The sequence below is a fragment of the Geobacter sulfurreducens PCA genome, from assembly GCF_000007985.2.
Taxonomy (GTDB): domain Bacteria; phylum Desulfobacterota; class Desulfuromonadia; order Geobacterales; family Geobacteraceae; genus Geobacter; species Geobacter sulfurreducens.
On the sequence record NC_002939.5, the window covers coordinates 2,535,559 to 2,557,662 of the forward strand.

Annotated in this window: 21 protein-coding genes; 13 read left to right on the forward strand and 8 right to left on the reverse strand. The window is 63.6% G+C overall.

Annotated elements, in window-relative coordinates; all coding sequences use genetic code 11:
- Positions 1-36: 36 nt before the first annotated feature.
- The 4 genes from GS_RS11625 to GS_RS11640 are packed head-to-tail and all read right to left on the reverse strand — an operon-like array spanning position 37 to position 4,231.
- A complete protein-coding gene (locus GS_RS11625) occupies positions 37-912 on the reverse strand; it encodes a mechanosensitive ion channel family protein (RefSeq protein ID WP_010942953.1) in 876 nt (291 codons plus the stop codon).
- A gap of 15 nt (positions 913-927) precedes the next feature.
- On the reverse strand, positions 928-2,694 hold the full coding sequence (locus GS_RS11630; RefSeq protein ID WP_010942954.1) for an SLC13 family permease: 1,767 nt from the start codon (positions 2,692-2,694) through the stop codon (positions 928-930).
- The gene (locus GS_RS11635) at positions 2,691-3,770 is read right to left on the reverse strand and encodes an SAM-dependent methyltransferase (protein WP_010942955.1); all 1,080 of its coding nucleotides are present in this window, start codon (positions 3,768-3,770) and stop codon (positions 2,691-2,693) included. The genes GS_RS11630 and GS_RS11635 overlap by 4 nt, the downstream gene beginning before the upstream one ends.
- A 5-nt stretch (positions 3,771-3,775) precedes the next feature.
- Positions 3,776-4,231 carry a DUF1499 domain-containing protein gene (locus GS_RS11640; RefSeq protein WP_010942956.1) on the reverse strand — a complete coding sequence of 152 codons (456 nt, stop codon included), beginning with the start codon at positions 4,229-4,231 and terminating at the stop codon, positions 3,776-3,778.
- 252 nt (positions 4,232-4,483) lie between these two features.
- On the opposite strand from GS_RS11640, the gene GS_RS11645 reads away from it, so the two are divergent.
- The 13 genes from GS_RS11645 (at position 4,484) to GS_RS11705 (ending at position 15,445) form a co-directional block, all read left to right on the forward strand.
- Positions 4,484-5,050, forward strand: a complete 567-nt coding sequence (locus GS_RS11645; protein ID WP_010942957.1) for a chalcone isomerase family protein — start codon at positions 4,484-4,486, stop codon at positions 5,048-5,050.
- Position 5,051: 1 nt separating this feature from the next.
- A complete protein-coding gene (locus GS_RS11650) occupies positions 5,052-5,399 on the forward strand; it encodes a DUF1475 family protein (RefSeq protein WP_010942958.1) in 348 nt (115 codons plus the stop codon).
- Positions 5,383-5,781 (forward strand): SRPBCC family protein, encoded by a 399-nt coding sequence (locus GS_RS11655; RefSeq protein WP_010942959.1) that lies wholly within the window; start codon positions 5,383-5,385, stop codon positions 5,779-5,781. The genes GS_RS11650 and GS_RS11655 overlap by 17 nt, the downstream gene beginning before the upstream one ends.
- Entirely contained in the window at positions 5,778-6,548 is a 771-nt protein-coding gene (locus GS_RS11660) for a DUF1295 domain-containing protein (protein ID WP_010942960.1), read from the forward strand. The genes GS_RS11655 and GS_RS11660 overlap by 4 nt, the downstream gene beginning before the upstream one ends.
- Positions 6,549-6,577: 29 nt before the next feature.
- Positions 6,578-6,949 (forward strand): pyridoxamine 5'-phosphate oxidase family protein, encoded by a 372-nt coding sequence (locus tag GS_RS11665; RefSeq protein WP_010942961.1) that lies wholly within the window; start codon positions 6,578-6,580, stop codon positions 6,947-6,949.
- A 39-nt stretch (positions 6,950-6,988) separates the two neighbouring features.
- Entirely contained in the window at positions 6,989-9,739 is a 2,751-nt protein-coding gene (locus GS_RS11670) for a cation-transporting P-type ATPase (protein ID WP_268741945.1), read from the forward strand.
- A gap of 12 nt (positions 9,740-9,751) precedes the next feature.
- Positions 9,752-10,309 carry a lipocalin family protein gene (locus tag GS_RS11675; protein WP_010942963.1) on the forward strand — a complete coding sequence of 186 codons (558 nt, stop codon included), beginning with the start codon at positions 9,752-9,754 and terminating at the stop codon, positions 10,307-10,309.
- The gene (locus tag GS_RS11680) at positions 10,306-11,550 is read left to right on the forward strand and encodes an NAD(P)/FAD-dependent oxidoreductase (RefSeq protein WP_010942964.1); all 1,245 of its coding nucleotides are present in this window, start codon (positions 10,306-10,308) and stop codon (positions 11,548-11,550) included. The genes GS_RS11675 and GS_RS11680 overlap by 4 nt, the downstream gene beginning before the upstream one ends.
- Positions 11,550-12,401 carry a DUF1365 domain-containing protein gene (locus GS_RS11685; RefSeq protein ID WP_010942965.1) on the forward strand — a complete coding sequence of 284 codons (852 nt, stop codon included), beginning with the start codon at positions 11,550-11,552 and terminating at the stop codon, positions 12,399-12,401. The genes GS_RS11680 and GS_RS11685 overlap by 1 nt, the downstream gene beginning before the upstream one ends.
- Positions 12,398-13,663 carry an SAM-dependent methyltransferase gene (locus GS_RS11690; RefSeq protein WP_010942966.1) on the forward strand — a complete coding sequence of 422 codons (1,266 nt, stop codon included), beginning with the start codon at positions 12,398-12,400 and terminating at the stop codon, positions 13,661-13,663. Before GS_RS11685 ends, GS_RS11690 begins: the two co-directional genes overlap by 4 nt.
- The gene (locus tag GS_RS11695) at positions 13,664-14,179 is read left to right on the forward strand and encodes a DUF2878 domain-containing protein (protein WP_010942967.1); all 516 of its coding nucleotides are present in this window, start codon (positions 13,664-13,666) and stop codon (positions 14,177-14,179) included.
- Complete coding sequence (locus GS_RS11700) at positions 14,176-14,592, forward strand: DUF2177 family protein (RefSeq protein ID WP_010942968.1); 417 nt, start codon at positions 14,176-14,178, stop codon at positions 14,590-14,592. The genes GS_RS11695 and GS_RS11700 overlap by 4 nt, the downstream gene beginning before the upstream one ends.
- Before the next feature lie 115 nt (positions 14,593-14,707).
- On the forward strand, positions 14,708-15,445 hold the full coding sequence (locus GS_RS11705) for an AAA family ATPase (RefSeq protein ID WP_010942969.1): 738 nt from the start codon (positions 14,708-14,710) through the stop codon (positions 15,443-15,445).
- A gap of 109 nt (positions 15,446-15,554) precedes the next feature.
- On the opposite strand, the gene GS_RS11710 is transcribed toward GS_RS11705, so the two are convergent.
- From GS_RS11710 to GS_RS11725, 4 genes are all read right to left on the reverse strand, one after another.
- Positions 15,555-18,239, reverse strand: a complete 2,685-nt coding sequence (locus GS_RS11710) for a UPF0182 family membrane protein (protein WP_010942970.1) — start codon at positions 18,237-18,239, stop codon at positions 15,555-15,557.
- 118 nt (positions 18,240-18,357) lie between these two features.
- Positions 18,358-18,801 carry a universal stress protein gene (locus tag GS_RS11715; protein ID WP_010942971.1) on the reverse strand — a complete coding sequence of 148 codons (444 nt, stop codon included), beginning with the start codon at positions 18,799-18,801 and terminating at the stop codon, positions 18,358-18,360.
- A gap of 204 nt (positions 18,802-19,005) precedes the next feature.
- Positions 19,006-19,758, reverse strand: a complete 753-nt coding sequence (gene otsB / locus GS_RS11720) for a trehalose-phosphatase (protein ID WP_010942972.1) — start codon at positions 19,756-19,758, stop codon at positions 19,006-19,008.
- 14 nt (positions 19,759-19,772) lie between these two features.
- A complete protein-coding gene (locus GS_RS11725; protein ID WP_010942973.1) occupies positions 19,773-22,016 on the reverse strand; it encodes an alpha,alpha-trehalose-phosphate synthase (UDP-forming) in 2,244 nt (747 codons plus the stop codon).
- Positions 22,017-22,104: the final 88 nt, after the last annotated feature.

Consider the following 22,104-nt stretch of genomic DNA (forward strand, 5'->3'; position numbering starts at 1 on the left):
TCAGCACGGCAATTGCTCAACTCAAATCCACAATCATTATGATGGGTTGCCCATCCCGTCATTAAATATGCGAATATCGCGCCGGGGAAATGGTATTTCAATGCCGTTTTCTGTGAACGCCTTGTAAATGCCGTAATTGAGGGCGCTCGTAAGAAGTCCGCGCCGATGGATGAGAGTAGTGCTCCAGGCCCTCAACTCGAAGTTGAGTCCGCTGTCCCCGAATTCCATGAGACGCACGGCAGGTGGCGGCTTTTCCAGCACGTCGGCATTGTCGGCAGCCACCTCCAGGAGTAGCCGCTCCACCAGATGAACATCGCTGCCGTAGGCAACGCTCACGGGAATCCGGAACCGGACCTTCCGCTCGTTGTGGCTCCAGTTCACCACATTCTCGGTGATGAACTTGGAATTGGGCACAATGATGGTGATGTTGTCGTTAGTCACCACGGTCGTGCTCCTGCCGCCGATATGAACCACATCCCCCTCAACGGTGCCCACCACGATCCGGTCCCCCACCTTGATCGGACGCTCGAAGAGGATGATGATGCCGCTGACGAAGTTATTGACGATGTTCTGGAGGCCGAAACCGACGCCGATGCCGACGGCGCCGGCCAGAACGTTGAGTGCGGTAAGGTCGATGCCGGCGGTCTGGAGGATGACGATGAAACCGATGGCTATGATGGTGTAGCGAATAATGGAGCCGGTGGCCTGGCGGGCGCCCAGCTCCATCCTGGTCCGGGTGAGGAACTGCTCAACGATCCAGGTCCGCAGCTTGCCCGAGAGGTAGAAGAGAAGCGCCACCAGCACCACCAGTTGAATGATGGCCCAGAGGGTCACGGGGGCGCCGCCGAGCTTCAGAATGGGAATTTCAAGGTATTGCCTGACTGTTCCAATCAGTTCCATCAAGGTTTCCATGGGCAGCTCTCCCCGTCAAAAAGGCCAGAAGCGCGGAATGAATATCGTCGCCAGAACCCAAAAAAGAATATTGAGTGGCGTTCCCACTCGCAGAAAATCAGCATACCTGAACTGGCCTGGCCCATAGATCAGGGTGTTGGTCTGGTAGCCGACCGGGGTCATGAAACTGGCTGAAGCGGCAAAGGTGATGGCCATGAGGAAGGGGCGGGAATCAACCCCGTATGCCTCGGCTGAAGCGATGGCGATGGGAGCCAGCATGGCTGCCGTCGCATTATTGGACATCATCTCGGTCAGCAGCGACGTCGCGAGGTAGAAGGCCGAGACCAGGGCCACGGGCCCCCATGTCCCCACCGTCTCAACCAGGTAGCCCGCCAGGAGACGTGCTGCGCCGCTCTTTTCCAGGGCAGTCCCCAGGGTGAGAACTCCGGCAAGGAGAAAGATCACCTGCCAGTTGATGGCGCTGTAGGCCTCCTCGCGGGTCAGACAACGGGTCAGAACCATCAGGATGCAACCAACGATGGCTCCGGCCACGATGGGAACCAGCCCCGTTGCCGCGGCAGCCACCACTGCAGCCACGATGGCAACAGCAGTGACCATCCTGCTTTTGCGGAAGACGGGGAGCTCAACCTGGGAGACCAGAACAAAGGTCTTGTCCTCCCGGAGATGGTCCAGGTGGTGCTGCTCCACCTCGAAGAGAAGAACGTCGCCCGCCCGCAGCTGCATCATTTCCAGGTCTTCCCTCATGAGCCGCCCCCTGTGGCGGACCGCAAGCGCCGTAAGGCCGTACCGGGAACGGAACCGTGCCTGTTTGAGACTTCGGCCGTCCAGGGTGGACCCCGGTGCCACCACCGCCTCCACCAGGACCGCCTCCTCTCCCGGCGCACGGCCCGAATCCTGTCGCAGGGCGATGCCGCGCCGCTCCTTGAGTTTCCTGAAATTCTCCAGATCGCAGCGGACCTTCAGATGATCGCCGGCCTGGAGCACGATCCGGTCGCCGGGCTCATCGAGGAGGGTCCCGTCCCTGAATACCTCCACGCTCCGGATCGAAATATCTTGCAGCAGCGGCGAATCGGCCAGCACCGATCCCACGGAGCGGGCCTCCGGCTCCAGCACGATCTCGGTCAGGTAATCGCTGATGCCGAAGAGCCTTCGCAGGTCCTCCTCCCCCTTGCGCTCGGGAATGAGCCTCACGCCCACCAGCAGCATGTAGACACTCCCCGCTGCGAAAAAAATGAGACCAAGACCGCTCATCTCGAACATGCCGAAAGGTTCGAGGCCATGCCGGCCGGCAATGGAGGATACGAGAATATTGGTGGAGGTACCGATGAGGGTGCAAACCCCGCCGAACATGGAGGCAAAGGAGAGGGGCATGAGGAGCCTGCCGGCCGATACCCCCGTATCCCGAGCCACTCCCAGGGCAATGGGAAGAAAGATGGCCACTGCAGCCGTGTTGTTGATAAAGGCGGAGAGTACCCCCACCGCCAGCATCATAACTACCAGGACCAGCCAGAAACTCAACGCTCCCAGCCGGGCCAGGGTGATTCCCAGCAGGTTCACCGCGCCGGTCCTGAAAAGCCCCGCCGAAAGTATGAACATTGCCCCAACGGTGACTGTGGCCGGGTTGCTGAAACCTCCGATGGCTTCTTCCGGGGCAATGATACCGGAAAGAAGGAGCGTTGCCATGAGAATGAGGGCGACGATGTCAACCGGAATCCGCTCCGTGGCAAAGAGGATTACCGCAGAGAGGACCAGGCCCAGCACGAGCAGAATCTCAATGGTCACTTACACACTCCAGAAAAGGACAGGGCCTTTTGTCGGTTCCCGCACAAGACACCGGCTGAGTTCTTCCTGAGAAGATAGTGGGATACGAACCATTCATTGCCTTCGCTGTACCCGAAGAGCTCAGAGCAGGCCATGAAAAATACCCGCCAGCGCTGGAACCAGACCGGAGCGTCGCCTTCGTAAACATCCCAGAAAATCTCCAGAATCTTCCGGCGCTCGGTATCCATCCGTTCAAGCCAGCCGTCACAGGTCCGCTGGTAATGACGGCCGCCCACTCGCCAGTGATCCTCAACCGCCAGGTGGTCATTGAAATAGAAGAGGAGATGGTCAGACGGCATGATGCCGCCGGTGAAGAAGTATCGGCCCATCCAGTCGTCTTCCCCATCGGTCTGGAACAGGTATGCCAGGGTTCGGTGGCAAAAAATGTGAACGAAAAGCCGCCCGTCGTCCTTCAGCCAGCCTGCGATGCGGCGCAGAAGCTCGGCGTAATTGCGCATGTGTTCGAACATCTCCACCGATACGACCCGGTCGAAGGTCTTCTCAATGGTGAAGTCGTTCATGTCGGCAGTGATGACCCTCACATTACCGAAGCCCCGCCCTCGACAGGCCCCTTGGATGAACTGCCGCTGGGGCGCAGAGTTGGAAACCGCCGTGATGCGGGCATCAGGATAGTGCTCGGCCATCCAGAGGGTCAGGGAACCCCACCCGCACCCAAGTTCAAGGATATCCATCCCATCGGCCAGACCGGCCCTTTGACAGGTGAGCCGCAACATTGCTTCCTCGGCGGTGGCTAAGTCATCGACGCCGGGGGGATAGAGGCAACAGCTGTACTTGCGGCGAGGCCCCAGAACGAGGGAGAAAAAGTCGGGAGGCAGCTCGTAGTGCTGCTTATTTGCGGCGCCCGTTTCCATTGCCAAGGGACTGTGGCTCAGTTGTTCGAAAAACTCACGTTGGCGCGCTCGATCCGCCTCTGTGTCGCCGCAGCTCTCTTCCTGCAACCGCTTCATCAGAAGCCGCCGGATGCCGCTACGGATGACGGCGTCGGGAAGCATCCCGTGCTCCATGAGTGACACCATTCTGTTCATGGTGCTGACCCCGCCGGGGAAAAGGCACGGCGGATATCCTCCATCCTGCCGCGGTTTTTACCCAAGTCTGAATAGCCCAGACGCGAGGCCGAACGGACGTGGATGACCCGCCGCCCCCGATCCAGGAGGAACTCTCCGTCATCCACGAAGAAGGTGGTGCGCAACTCCACCCGCAGGTATTCCCCCGTCTGTTCGATGATGGTCGTGTCGCCCCGTGCTTCCAGGACCAGCATCAGGTGCGCGAAGGCCGCATCGGGATCCCCCGTGAACGCCAGGGGGGCGATCCGGTGCCGATCGTCGGACTCCTGGCTGGATACGCAGTTGGGGGATGAGGGGCAGGGGGACAGCCTCCCATCCCTCACCCCCAGGCTGGCGGGACGCTCACCGGCGCAGGCAGGCAAGAGCCCCGCCAGTATTCCTGCCAACATCGCCCTCACTGTCAGAAATTTCATTGATCATCCCCATCGCGTGTTCATTCATGGGCCTCAGCGTGGCCGGCACCGTGGCCCCGGCTGCCACATCCATGGTCATATCCACCGGGCCGCTATTCTGGCACGGCATCCCAGCTTACCCTGATGGAACAATTCCATCTCCAGAACTATAGCAGACCGTCGGCGCTCCGCACGGCCACGGCAACTTTCCGCGTCCTCGCTTGCGTATACACCGGCGACTGCTAGAATCCAGAGTGATCACAGGAGCCGCCCATGAAAGCACCCATCGTTATCCTCTGCCTTCTCTGCTTCGCCCTGACACCGCCAGCCGCTTCCCACGGCCGGAGCGTCCAGGGGGTGACCTTTCTCGAACGGATTCAGGCTGGTGATGCTACCCTCACCCTCCACAATGCCGCCTTGCTTCGCTACCTCAAGGTCATCAAGGCTTACGTGGCGGCCCTCTATCTTCCGGAAGGGGTTCCTCCCCAGCGGGTGCTGACCGATGTACCGAAGCGGTTGGAGCTCAGCTACCTGGTGTCAATCAAGGGAAGCGATTTCGGTAAGGGGGCCGAACCGGTTCTCAGGCGCAACCTTGCCGCCGAGGAGCTGGCGCGGTTGCGCAGCCGCATTGACCGCATCAACGCCGCCTACCGGGACGTGAAGCCCGGTGACCGGTACGCCCTCACCTACCTCCCTGGCCGGGGGACGGAGCTCACCCTGAACGGCACGCCGCTCATCACCATCGAAGGGGCCGATTTCGCGGCAGCCTACTTCGGCATCTGGCTGGGCCGAAGGCCCATCGACGACACGCTGAAGAATGATCTCCTGGGGAGCGGCTGAGATGAAGGCCCTCCTGACCACCATATGCCTTATTGTGCTGGCCGTCATGCTCTTCGTGACCGTCACCGCCTCCATCCACGAGGACGTGGTCACCGCCGCCCGCCTCCTCTTACCGGATCCCTGGTTCCGCGCAACCCTGGCCGATGCCTACTTCGGATTTCTCTTTTTCTGGCTCTGGGTGGCTTGGCGGGAGCGAAGCGCGGGGCGGGCGGGGCTCTGGTTCATCCTTATCATGACCCTGGGAAATTTCGCCATGGCCGGCTATCTGCTCTGGCACCTGCGCCGATGGGAACCGGCGGACGGTATCGGGAAGCTCCTCATGGGAGAGAGGCATGGAAACGGCCGTTGAGGTGCGGGCCCCGGCTGCGGCCGCCTGGGAACTGCTTACCGATACTCGGCGCTGGAGCGAGTGGGGGCCATCGGTCTCCGGGGTTGAGTGCCCGGAGCGCTTCATCGGCCCCGGCACGATCGGATGGGTACGGACGGTCGTCGGCCTGCGGCTCCCCTTCCGGATCACCGAGTTCGAGCCGGGGCGCCGCTGGTGCTGGTCGGTTGCCGGCATCCCCGCCACTGGCCACCGGGTGGAGCCACTGGGGCAGGAGCGGTGCCGAGTGGTCTTCGAGGTCCCGATGCCGGCTGCCCCCTACCTGGCAGTCTGCCGGGTGGCGGCCCTGAGAATTCGCTCCATCCTGGAGGGTGGAGGGGGGAAGGAAGGAGGGGCAGCATTGTGACGGCGATTCTCCTGACTACCGCCGGATTCGTGCTCGCCTCTATGACCGGCTGGTTCGTTGCTTCCCGGCTGAAGGGGCGCAACGACATCGCCGACGTGGCTTGGGGGCTCGGGTTCATCCTGGCGGCGGCGGTCTCCCTCGTGGCCGGCGGCCACTACGCCCCCCGGGGCCTCCTGGTCTCCCTCCTGGTGCTGGTCTGGGGGGTGCGGCTCGCCCTTCACATCCACACCCGCAACCGGGGCAAGGGGGAGGATCCCCGTTACCGGCAGTGGCGGGAGGAGTGGGGGCGCTGGTTCGTGCTCCGCTCGTTCCTCCAGGTATTCATGCTCCAGGGGGTGCTCCTGGTACTGGTGGCGGTGCCGGTGATCTTCGTCAACGGAGCGCCGCCGACACCGCTCGGATGGCTGGACAGCCTGGGCTTTTTCATCTGGCTCACCGGGTTCTTGTTCGAGGCGGTGGGGGACCGGCAACTGCTGCACTTCATCCGCAATCCGGAAAACAAGGGGCAGCTCATGACCGGCGGACTCTGGCGCTACACCCGCCACCCCAACTACTTCGGCGAGGTGACCCTCTGGTGGGGGATATGGCTCATAGCCCTTGCGGTTCCCGGCGGGTGGTGGACCGTCATCGGCCCCCTGGCCATCACGGTGCTGATCCTCAAGGTTTCAGGCATCCCGATGCTGGAAAAACACTACGAGGGACGACCCGACTTCGAGGAGTACAAACGCCGCACGAGCGCCTTCTTCCCCCTGCCGCCCCGGGGGTGATAAATGTTCCACCGAGAGGAGAAAGCTCCATGAACCTTTACGAACTGTTCCAGCAACCGGGCCTGGGGGTCATGGCCACCGCCGCCCCTGACGGCAGCGTCAACACCGCCGTCTATGCCCGCCCCCACCTCATCGACGAAACCACCCTGGTCTGGGGGATGACCGACGGCCGCACCGTCCGCAACATCGCCCGGAATCCCCACGCCTCTTTTCTGTTCAAGGCGGGGACGCCGGGTTTCAGTGGGGTGCGGCTGGCCCTGGAACTGATCAGGACCGAAGAAGAGGGTGAGATGCTGGCCCACATCAAGGAGAACGCCGAAACCCTCGTCGGTCCGGGGACCGGCAATGCGGTCACCCATGCCGCCTGGTTCAGGGTGGTGGAAGTCAGACCATTGATATAAATAAAAATCGGAGGTACGTACTTGCAACCCCAGCCTGGATTGAATGACTCGTCGAATAGCACCACAACCAACCCGGGCAAGCTTCCCTGGCATACAGCGCCGGAGCGGGAGGTCTTGGCACGCCTTGAGACAGGCCCCGACGGGCTGACGTCTGCCGAGGCGGCGGAGCGGCTCCGGCGTCACGGCCCCAACACCCTGCTCCGGAAAGGGGGAGACGGCCCCTTGCTCCTCTTCTGGCGCCAGATCAACAACCCCATCGGCTGGCTCCTCATCGCCGCCGGCGCCCTGGCCCTCGCCCTGCGGAAGCCCACCGATGCCGCCGTGGTCTTCGGCGCCGTGATCATCAACGCCATAATCGGCTTTATCCAGGAATACCGAGCAGGCAAGGCCATCGAGGCCCTGTCGGCAATGATCCCCGAGGGGACGACGGCCCTGCGGGAGGGGCGCGCCGTGACGGTCCCCGCCGACCTGCTGGTCCCGGGGGATCTGGTGACGCTCCAGAGCGGCGACAAGGTGCCGGCCGACCTGCGCCTCATCAGGGTCAAGAACCTGCTGGTGGAGGAGGCGGCTCTCACCGGCGAGTCCCTGCCGGTGGCAAAGCAATCCGATCCGGTGTCGCCCGACGCCCCCCTGGGGGACCGGGTCTGCATGGCCTACAGCGGGACGCTGGTGGTGCAGGGGGCAGCCACGGGAGTGGTGGTGGCCACGGGGAACGGCACGGAACTTGGACGGATCAATGCCCTCCTCAACCAGACGAGCCAGCTGGAAACCCCCCTCACCCGGCAGCTGGCCAAGGTGAGCAGCGGGATCACCATTGCAGTGGTGGTCGTGGTGACGGTGTTGATTGCCTTCGGTATCTGGATCAAGGATGCGCCGGTGGGGGAAGCCCTGATGGTGGCTGTTTCCCTCGCGGTGGCCGCCATCCCCGAGGGGCTGCCGGCGGTCATCACTATCTGCATGGCAATCGGCGTACGGCGCATGGCCGACCGCCACGCCGTTGTCCGCCACCTGCCGGCGGTGGAGACCCTGGGCTCCACCTCGGTCATCTGCTCGGACAAGACCGGCACCCTCACCCGCAACGAGATGACGGTGCAGGTGGCATGGCTCGACGGCCACGAGTACCGCTTCTCCGGCATCGGCTACGGGCCGGCGGGGGAGATCGAGCATGACGGCACCCGCTTGGCGGAGATGCCGCCCCCCCTGGAGAAACTGCTTATCATCGCCCTGCTTTGCAACGATGCCGCCCTGCGCCCCGAAGGGGACGGCTGGGCCATCACCGGCGACCCCACGGAGGCGGCCCTGGTGGTCGCCGGACGCAAAGGGGGACTGGACGACCACGAACTGCGCAGCCGCCACGGGCGCCTGGATGTGATCCCCTTCGAGTCGGACACCAAATTCATGGCCACCCTGAACCGGATGGAAGGGGGACACCGGATTCTCCTCAAGGGGGCGCCGGAAATCGTCCTCGATCGTTGCGTCCTGTCGGAGCCGGAGCGGCGCCGGATTCACGAGGCCATGGAGATCTACGCCCGCCAGGGGATGCGGGTGATCGCCTGCGCTTCCAAAGAAGCGGACCGCGCTGAGGAGATCTCCCCGGAGGACGTGGCCGGGGGGCTCACCTTTGCGGGGCTTCTCTGCATGATCGACCCCCCCCGCACCGAGGCCATGGACGCTATCCGGGAATGCCACGGCGCCGGTATCACCGTGAAGATGATTACCGGCGACCACCCCGTCACGGCCGAGGCCATCGGCCGCCAGCTGGGCCTGCTGCAGGAGGGGCAGACCCCCGTGGAGGGGCGCCGGCTGGACGGGCTCTCTGATGCGGAACTGCAGGAGGTGGCACTGGCCACCAACGTCTTCGCCCGGGTGGCCCCGGAGCACAAGATCCGGCTGGTGGAGGCCCTCCAGGCCCGGGGGTACGTGGTTGCCATGACTGGCGACGGGGTCAACGACGCTCCGGCCCTCAAGCGGGCCGACATCGGTGTGGCCATGGGGATCACGGGGACGGCGGTTTCCAAGGAAGCGGCCAAGGTGGTCCTCATGGACGACAACTTCGCCTCCATCGCTGCGGCGGTTGAGGAGGGACGCCGGGTGTACGACAACCTGGTCAGGTCCCTGGCCTTCGTCCTTCCCACCAACCTGGGGCTCGCCTGCACCCTGTCCGTCGCCATGTTCTTCTTCCCCACGGTGCGGGTCGAGGGAGTCAACGAGCTCCTCATGGCCATGTCCCCCAGCCAGACTCTCTGGATCAACCTGGTGGCGAGCGTCACCCTGTCGATTCCCCTGGCCTTTGAGGTTTTGGAGCCCAACGCCATGCGCCGCCCCCCCCGCTCCCCCGGGGAGCCGGTCTTTTCCGGCTTCATCGTGGCGCGGCTCGTTGTAGTGGCGCTCCTGATGGCCGCCGGCGGGTGCGGCCTCTTCCTCTGGGAATACTTCCGGATCGTGGGTCCTGAACCGGTTACGGCGGCCCGCCATGCCCTGGCCCTGGCCGAGGCCCAGACCATGTGCGTGACCAGCATCACCTTCACCCAGGTCTTTTATCTCCTCAATTGCCGGTCGCTCCGGGATTCCCTGCTCTCCCAGGGGGTTTTCAGCAACCCGGCCATCTTCATAGGCATCGGCATTCTTCTGCTGCTGCAGGCGTGTTTCATCTACCTGCCGCCGCTCCAGGCGGTCTTCGGAACTGCCCCCCTCGACGGCATGGCATGGCTCTATGCGATGCTGGTGGGAGCCGTGGTGCTGCCGGTCATATCGCTGGACAAGTGGGTCAGGAGGCATCGTCATGAATGAGGGGAGGACTTCATGAAAACCCTGTTCATACTGGCAGTCGCCACGCTTCTTGCGGCCGGATTCGCCTGTCGCGCCGCCATGGCCGCATCGGCATCCCCCCCGCTCCTGACGGTTGAATATGTCGATCTGAACCGCTACGTGGGCACATGGTACGAGATCGCCCGCTACCCCAACAGCTTCCAGAAGGGGTGCCTGGGGAGCAACGCCCACTACGCGCTGCGGCAGGACGGCGATATCGACGTGGTGAACAGCTGCCGCGATGTGGAGGATGGGGACATCCGCCGGGCAAAGGGGCGGGCGTGGGTGGTTGACAAAGCCTCCAACGCACGGCTCAAGGTCTCCTTTTTCTGGCCCTTCCGGGGGGACTACTGGATCATCGAATTGGGAAAGGATTATGAATACGCCGTGGTGGGCACCCCGAACCGTAAATACCTGTGGGTTCTCAGCCGCACGCCGGTTATGGACGACGACGTGTATGCTGCCATTATGGAACGGGTTCGGCGACAGGGGTTCGATCCCGAACGAGTCATCCGCGAAACCAACACCACGCGAAAGAATGGTGCATCATGAACATCGCCATTATCGGTGGCGGCATTGCGGGGCTGGCAACGGCGCATCTGCTCTGCGACGATCATCGGGTGACCCTCTTCGAGGCCAACGACTACCTGGGGGGGCACACCAACACGGTGGACGTCTCCCTGGACGGCACCACCCTTGCCGTGGACACCGGCTTCATCGTCTTCAACGAACGGACCTATCCCAACTTCATCAGGCTCCTGGAACGGCTCAACGTCGCGTCCCGACCGAGCGTCATGAGCTTTTCGGTCACCAGTGAACGGAATGGACTGGAGTACTGTGCCACAAACCTGGACACGCTCTTCGCCCAGCGCCGCAACTTCCTGAACCGTCCTTTCTGGCGGATGCTGCGGGAGATTGTCCGCTTCAATCGGGAAGCACGGGAGCTCTACGACTCCCACGAAATGACCCTGACCCTGGGGGATTACTTGAAAAACCGCGGATACTCGGTCACCTTCGTGGAGAACTTTCTGGTTCCCATGGGGGCGGCCATCTGGTCGGCAGACCCCAAGCGTTTTGCAATGTTTCCCGCCGCGGCCTTTGTCCGATTTTTCACCAATCACGGCATCCTGAACGTGGTCGACCAGCCCCGCTGGCGCGTCGTTGCCGGAGGCTCCCGGGAATATGTGGCACCGCTGGCCCGCCCGTTTCGGGACCGGGTCCGGCTCTCCACGCCTGTGGACCGGGTACGCCGCTTTCCTGACCGGGTGGCGGTGACGACCCGGGGAGGAGAGACCGAGTACTTTGACCAGGTGGTCCTGGCCTGCCACAGCGACCAGGCGCTGGCCATGCTGACTGACCCCTCCGATGCGGAGCGGGAACTCCTTTCCGCCATCCCGTACCAGGAAAACGATACGGTGCTCCACACCGACAGCCGTTTGCTCCCTGGCCTTCCCAAGGCCCGGGCCAGCTGGAACTGCCGCATCCCCCGGCATGAGCGGGACGGGGTCTTTGTTACCTACTGGATGAACAGATTGCAGTCCCTGGCAACATCGACGGACTTCTGCGTCACCCTCAACGGGACAGAGGCCATTGCTCCGGAGCGGATCATCCGCCGGATCACCTACCACCACCCGGTCTATTCTCCGGCCGCTTTCGAGGCCCAGAAACGCCGCGACGAGATCAGCGGAACCAACCGCACCTGGTATTGCGGCGCGTACTGGGGGTACGGCTTCCACGAGGATGGGCTCAACAGCGCCCTGGCAGTCTGCCGCCGATTCGGGAGGGGCCTCTGATGGGCACGACTGAGATGGGGGCCTGTCCGCCGTGGGATACGGCCTGCCTCAAGGCGCTGGAGATGGCCCCGGCTGCCCGGAGCGCACTCTACGACGGCACGGTGAAACATCGAAGAACTACCCCGGTTGTCAACGAGTTCCGCTACAGCCTCTTCATGGTCTACCTGGATCTGGCGGAACTGGAGCTGGTCTTCGCCAACCGCCTGTTCTGGTCCGTGGAAGGCCACACCTGGGCCAGCTTCCGGCGCGCCGACCACCTGCGCCGGGAAGGCCCCCTTGACACGGCGGTACGTGACCTGGCCGAGGAGCAGCTCGGTTTCCGCCCCCCCGGCCCCATCGGCCTTCTGACCCATCTGCGCTACCTGGGATACTGCTTCAACCCCATCAGCATCTACTACTGCTTCGCCGCCGACGGCCAGCGGCTCGACGCCATAGTCGCCGAAGTCCACAACACCCCCTGGGGTGAGGAATACGTGCGGGCACTGGATACCCGAAGCGCCAAGCGGGAGGGGGAATGGTACCTGTTCGAGCTGGAAAAGGAGTTCCACGTCTCACCCTTCATGCCCATGGATATCCGCTACACCTGGCGCTTCACCGCTCCCGGCGAAACCCTGGCGGTTGAAATGGAGAACGAGCGGCAGGGAGAAATCGTCTTCTCGGCACGGCTTGACCTTGAACGGCGCCCCCTGACGGGGAAGAACCTGGCACGGTCCCTGGCACGCTGGCCCTGGATGACGGCGCGGGTCATAACCGCCATTTACTGGCAGGCCCTGCGCATCAGGCGAAAGGGGGTTCCGTTCTGCCCCCATCCGGAAAAACTCACCATCACGAAAGGGGCCTACCACCCATGAGGACTACCGAGCAGACCTGCAGTGGCTATCCCGACGCCGTAATCCGGCCGGCCGGCCCCATGGAGCGCCTGGCCCGGTCCCTGTTGCAGAAAAGCCTTGGAGCCATCTCCAGCGGCCACCTGACCCTGCTGGACAGCGGCCAGCGCATGGAATTCGGCGATTCCCGGTCCGACCTCTCGGCCCTGGTGCGGGTCCACACCCCTTCCTTTTACCGCCGGACCGCCATCGGAGGAACCATCGGCGCCGCCGAGTCGTACATGGACGGCGAATGGGACTGTGATGACCTGCCGGCCCTGGTGCGGATCATGGTGCGCAACCAGGATGCCCAGGAGCGCCTGGAAGGAGCGACGGCGAGGCTGATCGCCCCGTTCCGGCGGCTCCTCCACCGGCTGAACGACAACACGCGCCGGGGGAGCCGGCGCAACATCGCCGCCCACTACGACCTGGGAAACGACTTCTACCGACTCTTTCTGGATCCCACCATGGCCTACTCCTGCGGCATCTTCGAGCGGAACGACAGCACCATGGAGGAGGCCTCCGTCGCCAAGTTTGACCGGATCTGCCGCGCGCTCCACCTTCGCCCGGACATGGAGCTTCTTGAAATCGGCACCGGCTGGGGAGGCTTTGCCATCCATGCGGCCGAGCACTACGGCTGCCGGGTGACGACCACCACCATCTCGCGCCGGCAGTTCTCCCTGGCGGCCGAACGGATCCGGGAGGCCGGCCTGGACGATCGCATCACCCTGCTCCAGCGGGACTACCGGGACCTGACCGGAGAGTTCGACCGGCTCGTCTCCATCGAGATGATCGAGGCGGTGGGGCACCGCCACCTCCCCGCCTTCTTTGCAGTCTGTTGCCGGCGGCTCAAGGCCGACGGCATGGGACTCATCCAGGCCATCACTGTCCCCGACCGGATCTATGACCGCTACCTCAAAACCCCGGACTTCATCAACCGCTACATTTTCCCCGGTGGGTGCTGTCCGTCGCCGGGGGCCATGGCCCGGGCCGTGGCAGCGGCCACCGACCTGCGCCTGGTCCACCGGGAGGACCTGACTCCCCACTATGTCCGAACCCTCCAGGAGTGGCGCAGGACCTTCCACAAGCGGCTCGACGCCGTACGGGCCCTGGGCTGCGACGACCGGTTCATCCGCATGTGGGACTATTATCTCGCCTACTGCGAAGGGGGATTCGCGGAGCGGTTCACCGGCGTGGAACAGGTGGTCTACGCCCGGCCCGGCTGCATGGTGGAACCGGGGGTATAGGTGGGAAGAAACCTTCTCAATGTGGCCCTCTTCCAGGGGGCCTGGTTCGCGGCGGTGCTGGGGGCAGCCGGGGGGCGGCACTGGCTCGGGCCGGCGGCGGTGGCCCTGGTGGTCGCCATCCACCTGGCCCTGACCGATAATCGGCCGGGAGAGACGAAACTCATTCTGACCGCGGGAGTCCTCGGGTTTTTCTTCGATACCGCCCTCGTTGCCGGCGGGGTCTTTCTACCCTTGGCTTATCTCCTTCCCCGCCCCTTCAGCCCCCTGTGGATGGTGGCACTTTGGTTCAACTTCGCCACCACCCTGAACGTCTCCCTGGCATGGCTGCGGAGCAGGTACCTCCTGGCCGCCCTGTTCGGGGCAGTGGGAGGCCCCCTGGCCTACTACAGCGGTGCCCGGCTCGGGGCCACCGAGGCGCTGCCGACCACCGGGGCCATGCTGATCCTGGCTGCCGGCTGGGGAGTCATGACTCCGCTGCTGGTCGGGGCGGCAAACTATTTCCGGAGGCAGCCATGACTCACGGTCTCCTTGTCTTTCTCGCGCTCCTCCCCTTCTTCCTCCTGCTGGACTACCTCTGGCTCGGCCGCCTCATGCGGGGGTTCTACCTGCGGGAACTGGGGGACCTGGCCCGGAGTGAAGGAGACGCCATCAAACCGCGCCTCCTGGCTGCGGCCGGGGTCTACCTGGCCCTGCCGGGAGGGATCGTCCTCTTCGCCCTCCCCCGGGTTGACCCGGCCCGTCCGCTGGTCTCGGCCCTCGGCTGGGGATTTCTTTACGGTCTCGTGGTCTACGGCGTCTATGATCTCACCAACCGCGCCACCCTCAGCGAGTGGCCCCTCAGGATGGCGACCGTCGACATCTGCTGGGGCGGCTTACTCTGCGCCGTCAGCACCCTGATCGCAGCACTCCTTGACCCCCTTCTCCCCTGAGATGGAATCGTTCCCTTCAGAGCCACGGCTTTGACCTGTAAGCCATAAGCCTTGAGGTCATTACCCCGATGAACTATAGTCAGCAAACCAACATAGGCAATTCAGAGGAGCACCCATGCCGGAAAACCTGATTATTCCATCCGTAGACTTGAGAATCGGCGCCCTGGAGGAGTACAACCGGCGCCAGAAGGAAAAGGCCCACCATAGGCAGAAGGGCCCGAAACCGCGCCCCTGCATAACGTTGTCGAGGGAATTCGGCTGCGAAGGGTACCCCGTTGCGGAGAGCCTCCTGAAGCTCATGCCGGAGCAGACCGGCGACCAGTGGGTGCTGGTAGACAAGGATGTGCTGGATGAGGTGGCACGGCGCCACCATGTTTCGAGGGAAATTCTGGAGGCCCTGGGGACCAAGAACCGTATCCTCTCCCAGGTTCTGGCCACCTTCTCCGAGCGCTGGAAGACCGACCACGAATACTTCGAGCTCCTCTGCAGCCACATCGTCTCCCTGGCGGAGCAGGGCAACGTCATCATCGTCGGCCTGGGGGGAGCCATCATCACCCACCACCGGGAACACTGCTATGACTTCCGGATCTTCGGCTCCCGAGAGTTCAAGATCGGCTCAATCTGCCAAAGGATGAACCTCCCCCCCGACAAGGCGGCGGATCTGATCGAAAAGCAGCAGGCCCAGATCGACAATTTCACCCGGGAGTTTCTCTTCGAGGATGAAGCAAACCCCGCCATCTACGACCTTCTGTTCAACAACGACCGGATGTGCCCGGAAACCATGGCCCGGACCATTGCCGACTACGTCGCGGGCCGCATTGCCGCCGGAACGGCGGATAAACGACACGTCTGAACAGGCTTACTCAATTGTAAACAGGTGACGGCCGCCGCGCCACATCGCTCCGCGTTCCGCTTCGTCGGCGTGGTGGCCGTCACCTGTTCAGGTCATTCTCCCGCCGACTTCACCGGGCCAGCTGCTTCAATACCTGCTGCAGCTTCCGCAACTCCTCGCCGTAGCCGGCCCAGTCCCCCTGCCGCTGCAGGTTGGTGGCCCGCTCGAAGATGCTCATGGCTTCCCGGGCCAAATCGCCCGTTGAGGCCTTCCCGTCCTCAGGGGCTGCCGCAACGCCGGCAACCGGTGCCCGTTTCCCGCCGAAGATCCGCTGCAGGGCCAGTTCCAGGCTCTCCTCCATGACCACTTCATCACCGTAGGCAACGATGACCCGCCTCAGTTCAGGCAGCCCCGCCTTGTCCGCGGCGGCCAGGAACAGGGGCTGCACGTAGAGCAGCGACTGTTCGATGGGGATCACCAGCATGCTCCCCCGGATGACCTGGGAGCCGCGCTGGCTCCAGAGGGTCAGTTGCTGGGAAATGTGCGAGTCCTGATTGATCCGCGCGTCGATCTGCTTCGGCCCGTAGATCAGGCGGTCCCGGGGGAAGGTGTAGGCCAGGAGCTTGCCGTAGTTCTCGCCGTCGCAGCGGGCCGTGAGCCAAGCGGCCAGGTTGTCCCGCTTGGAGGGGGTGAAGGGGAGGAGCAGGATGTACTCCTCCCTGGCTTCTCCCGGCAGCTTCATGACCGTGTAGTAGGGCTCCATGGGCGCTTCGCCCAGTACGGGGATCTCCCAGAGGTTCTCCCGGTTGTAGAAGACCTTGGGATCGGTCATGTGGTAGGTGGCGAACATGGCCGCCTGGACCTGGAGGAACTGGTGGGGGTAGCGGATGTGCCCCCGCAGGTCGGCCGACATGGCGGACAGTGGCTTGAAGAGTCCCGGGAAGATCCGGGCGTAGACCTTGATCATGACGTCGTCCGGATCGCTGATATAGAAGTCCAGGGTGCCGTCGTAGGCGTCGACCACCGCTTTCACCGAGTTTCTCATGTAGTTGATGCCGCCCCTGAGCGGCTTCGAATAGGGAAGCCGGCTCGAATGGGTATAGCCGTCGATGATCCATTTGAGGGTGCCGTTGTCGGCCACGACCAGGTAGGGGTCGCCGTCGAACCGGATAAAGGGGGCCACCGTCTTGACCCGCTCACCCACGGTGCGGTAGTAGAGGATGCGGCTCTGATCGGTAATGTCCGATGAAAGGAGGATTTTCTCCGTTTTGAACCGGGCGGCGAACAGGGCCTTGCGCAGCATCGAGTCCAGCGCCACCCCACCCTTGCCCCCGTAAGTCGTATTGATGTTGCCCGTGGCGGTCGGGTAGCTGAATTCCGGCACTTTGGTCCCGACGATGACATAGTCGTTGGAGAGCTCGCCATAGTAGATTTCCGGTCGCGTCACCCTGATGTCGGCCAGGCTGACCGCCGGGATATCCTTGATGAAGAATTCCGGGAGCCCTTCCCTGCTGATCCTGCTGACCGGACCGACGGCCAGACCGTTGCCGTGGGTGAAGATGAGCCGTTCGTTGATCCAGTTTCTGCTGGGGAGATCGTTGTAGGAGAGCTCACGCGGCGAGAGCATCACCTGGGTGTACTGGCCGTTCACCAGGTACCGGTCGTTGTCCACGTCGAAAAACTTGTAATAGGTCCTGATCTGCTGCAACTGGCTGTAGGTCTTGAGGAGCGGGCCGTGATCCCACAGCCTGATGTTCCTGATGGTGGCGTCGTTCTTTGCGATGTCGGCGGCCGACAGATTGAGCTCCACATCAAAGGGAACGGTTTTGATTTTGTCCAGATCGTAGCCGAGCCGGGTGAACCGGATGGAATTGGCGATGTAGGGGGTTTCCAGGGCCAGTTCGTTGGGGGCGACCTTGAACTTCTGCAGCATGGCCGGATATCCCACGATGCCGATGCCGTAGACGGCGGCCACGATGATCGGCGGGATCAGTGTCAGGCGCCATGCTCCCTTCCAGAGGCCGAACGCCACCACGGCGCCGGCAAGGGGGGTGGCCAGGGTGAGAATCCGGTAGAGCGGAAGCCGGGCGTTGACATCCACGTAACCGGCTCCGTGGAAAGAGTTGCCGCCGGCAAGGAGGAGCCGCACGGCATCCAGGTAAAAGCCCGTGGCCAGCGTGAGCGAGAAGATCCCCAGCAGAATGGCCAGGTGACGCCTCACCGCGCCGTCCACATCGGCCCCCCGATCCGACAGGATGATGCCGCCGCGGAAAAAGTAGACCGCCCCCACCATAATGCCGGTGACGAGCACCGTGAAGGCGACAAACCCCTTCACATGCTCCAGCAGCGGCAGGCTGAACAGGTAGAACCCCAGATCCTTCCCCATTATCGGATCGCTGGTGCCCACCGTGACGCCGTTCGTGAACAGGAGCAGGTTCTGCCACTGCAGGGCGCCCCACCTGCCGGCAAGAAGCGACAGAACAAGGGCGGCCAGGATGCTCAGGGGCTTCACCATCTGCACCATCTCGTCGCGCTGGAGGCGGTAGACATTGCCCCCCTCGAAGAACACGCCACGGGGGGTGTGAGGCAAGGAAGCCCGGTTCGCGAAGTACAGATTGACCATGGCGAACGCAAACATAAAGAGCCCTGAGGCGAGCCCGGCCCCGACCTTTGCCGCCAGGGCCGTCGTGAACACCTGGGTGTAACCGGTTTCCCGGAAAAAGAGCCAGTCGGTGTAGAAGGTGATCAGCGACAGCGCGGCTGGCAAGACCACGAACACGGCGGCAATAATGAGAAGGAATCGGTTTTTGGCCATCAACAAGCTCCCTTGGGTGATATCTATGTGCAACAGAGCCGTGATCCGGCTGTTCGGCAATGACGTCCGGCGCGGGAGGATATGGCCGCAGCATCACTGAATCCGCAGTACGGCTCCTTCAGGTCCCCCGCACAATCTCCACGGAGCAGGGTGCATGAAGGGCAACCGCCAGGGAGACCGAGCCGAGGAAAAAGCGCCTGATCACGCCATAGCCGTGGGCTCCGACCACGATCAGATCAGCGCCCCAGCGCTCGGCCTCACTGAGAATGGCATCCTTGGGCCGTCCCTCCAGCAGTGCCGAGGTAACGCTCAATTCCGGCGCTCGCTGCGCAAAATCAGCCGTTACGGCATTAAGTCGCTTGGCAGCAGCAGTTTCCTGCCGGCTGATGATGTAGTCGAAGGCCGTGGCGTGCTCGCCCTCCCCGCCCAACAGGTTCGGTTCGACAGGAGAAAGCACGGTGATTACACGAACCTCGCTCCCCGGCGGCCACGGACGGCGGCATACCTCGCGGGCCGCGGCATCGCTGCTGGGTGAGCCATCGAATGCAAGAAGAATTTTCATTCCGTCCCCTCCCCTTCCCGATCCGTAACCGGGAATGTCCGCAAAAGGCTGTCGCTACGATACATCGCCATCGGGCCGATCATGGGCATTATTTTATAACAATTTGAAACAACTCACGTTTATCGCGATCACTCCCCAGCGGATATCCACTTCTCACGGGCAGGGGTAATGGGGCCCTGCAACCATATCCTCCTGCCGGCCCCCTCAGAGCACGGCCAGGATCTCATCAAGCAGCGGGGCCATCTCATCCTGGCCCCGGATGAAGTAGCGGGCCGCGCTCCCACCAGAGTTCCCGACCCGAATCCCGAAGATGGCTTCGTCGCCGAGACGGAACACATCCTCGTCGGTCACATCGTCACCGACAAAGAGCGCGCGGGCACAGCCGAGATGGCGCATGATGCACCGAAGCGCGTCTCCCTTGTGGGGGGCGGCCGCCGGCACGAGGTTCTCGACCAACTTGCCGGAAACCCGCCGGGGCGCGGGCAGCAGCCGGGAAACGGCAGCCAGGATGCGTTGATGAGCGTTCTCGCGATCAGGGGCGTTTCGGTAATGGAGCGACAGTGTGGCGCTCTTGTCCTCCATGACGATGCCGGTGCCCTCCCCCTCCGGCAGGAGCTCCCCCAGTTGCGTCATCCAGCCGCGGCAGAGACCGATGAATTCCCGCTCCGCGGCATCGGCGCCGGGAAGCCCCTCGGCCCCGTGGTTTCCCACCAGGAAGCGGGGCGCGAAGCCAAGGTGCCGCGCCGCATCGACCCGGGCTCGGCCGGTAACGACGGCAACGGATGCCGTACCGTTCAGGCGGACCAGGCGCTCGTGCACGTCCGGCGGGATCATGATCCCTGCCGGATCGGAAACGATCGGAGCCAGGGTGCCGTCGAGATCAAAGGCAAACAGGGTGGACCGGTCGATGAAATCCCGCAGATCTCTGAGACCGGCATGGCTGAACAGATAGATCATCCCGTGCTCCCCGGTCACGACTCGCCCCCGATCCGGGCGGCCAGTTTCTCCCGCTGGCGGACCCTGGCCGCGTCCAGCAGCATCCGGCCGGCCCAGCGGTAGACGTTGAAATCGCGCACCAGCATGCGCATGCTCCGCATCCGTTCCCGCTGCTCGTAATCGGGCATGGTGAGGGCCCGGTGGAGGGCCTCGGCGGTCTGTTCCACATGATAGGGGTTGACGATCAGGGCCTCATGCAGTTCGTGGGCAGCGCCGGTGAACTGGCTCAGCACCAGGGCGCCCCGCTCGTCGTCCCGGGCCGCCACGTACTCCTTGGCCACCAGGTTCATGCCGTCGTGGAGGCTGGTGACCATGCAGACATCGGCGGCGCGGTAGTAACGGTTGACCTGCTCGGGTTCGTGGTGCTCGGCCTTGAGGATGATGGCCGGGCGCCCGTCGCGGCTGAAACGCCCGTTGATCCGCTCCGCGTGGGAATGGACCCTCGCCTCGAACGCCTGGTACTCCTCCAGGGCCGACCGGCTCGGCGCGGCGATCTGGACAAAGGTGAAGCGTCCCACCAGTTCGGGGTGCAGTTCGAACAGCCGCTCCACCGCCATGAATCGCTCCGGGATTCCCTTGGTATAATCCATCCGGTCAACCCCGACCCCGATCAGGTGATCCAGGGGAAGCCCCAGTTCGCCAAGGATTTCGCTCCGCGTCACGTCCACCGGCGGCAGGGTCCCCTGCCAGGCCGGCGGCCACTGGATGGAGATTGGGTAACTCTCAACCATGGTCAATTGGCCTCGCCGGGAGATGGTGGACGATTCATGCTCGATCCGGGTCTCCAGGTAGCGGTCCACCGTCTCCAGGAAGTTCTTGCAATGGTACGGGGTGTGGAAGCCGAGAATGGTGCTCCCCAGCATCCCCTTGAGCAGTTCCTCCCGCCAGGGGCAGATGCCGAACGACTCCGGGTTGGGCCACGGAATGTGCCAGAAGGTGATGATGGTGGCCTTGGGCAGGGCCTTGCGGATCATCGCGGGCAGAAGCGCGAAGTGGTAGTCCTGTACCAGCACAACCGGATCGTCGCTGTCCGCCTCCTTGACCACGGCGTCGGCGAACCGCTGGTTGATCCTGACGTACTGTTGCCAGTCGCTGGTGCGGAACACCGGGCGTACGTGGGCGATATGGCAGAGGGGCCAGAGCCCTTCGTTGGCGAAGCCGTAGTAGTACCCCTCTTCCTCTTCCTTGGTGAGCCAGATCCGTCGCAGATTGTATTCAGGCTTGTGGGGCGGCACCCGGACCCGGTCGTGGGAGTCGACCGTCTCCCGGTCGGCGGAGCCGCTGCCATGGGCGATCCAGGTTCCCGAGCAGGCACGCATGACCGGCTCCACGGCGGTGACCAGGCCGCTGGCCGGACGATGGACCTCCACGGTGTCGCCCGTGCGGATATGGATATAGGGTTCGCGGTTGGAAACGACCAGTATCCGCTCCCCCACCAGATGCTTGTGCAAGAGCGTCCGCAGGGACTCGGGACTCCAGGTGATGGTGGCGTCGTCGGCGAAGCGGCGTTCGGCATCGAGGGTGCGCAGGAGCGCCCGAAGATCTCCCACCAGAGGCTGGAGTTCGGAGCTGGGTGCCTGCGGGCTGAACGGCCGGAGAATCCCCTCGCCCCGCAGCATGGCGCGGACCCCCTCCACCCATCCGCGCCAGCTGAGGTGGGCGACGAACACGGTGATGAGGGAGATCACCACGCCGAGCACCGCAAAGAGAACGATCACGTACTTGCGCGTATCGGCGCTGCGGCGCTCCACGAAGCTCATATCGTGGACCAGGATCAGGGAGCCGACAGCTCCCCCCTCAGCTCCCATGGGATGGATGGAAATGTGAACTGCCCCCTGGGGAAGATGGCGGAGCGCCCCCTCGCTTCCACTCTCCGGCCGGGTGGCCGACGAGCAGTCGAGCGAATCCGGAAAGGTGGGCGTGCTGTAGCGCAGCGTTCCGCGGCCATCGCAGTAGCCCAGGGCCAGCAGGCGCTCATCCTGAATGGCACGCAGCAGGAGGGTGTTGATCTTTGCCCGGTCCGCCCGCGGCAGCAACTCGGCAAGAGGTTCCCGGAGGGTGCTCGCGATGAGCCGGGAACGGATATCGAGATCGCGGATGAACCAGTGCAGGGTGAGCCTGTCCACCAGCGGCACCACCGCGTAGGCCAGCAGCGCCAGCGCCATGGCCAGCGGGATGATGAAGCGCAACGACAGGCGAAGTGATCGAAGTGAAACCATACAGACTCCTTACGTGGAACGTATCCGGATATGACGTTGCAAGGGTCGCCCCCGGATTCGTGCCGGACATGGCGGTGCCGATCAGACA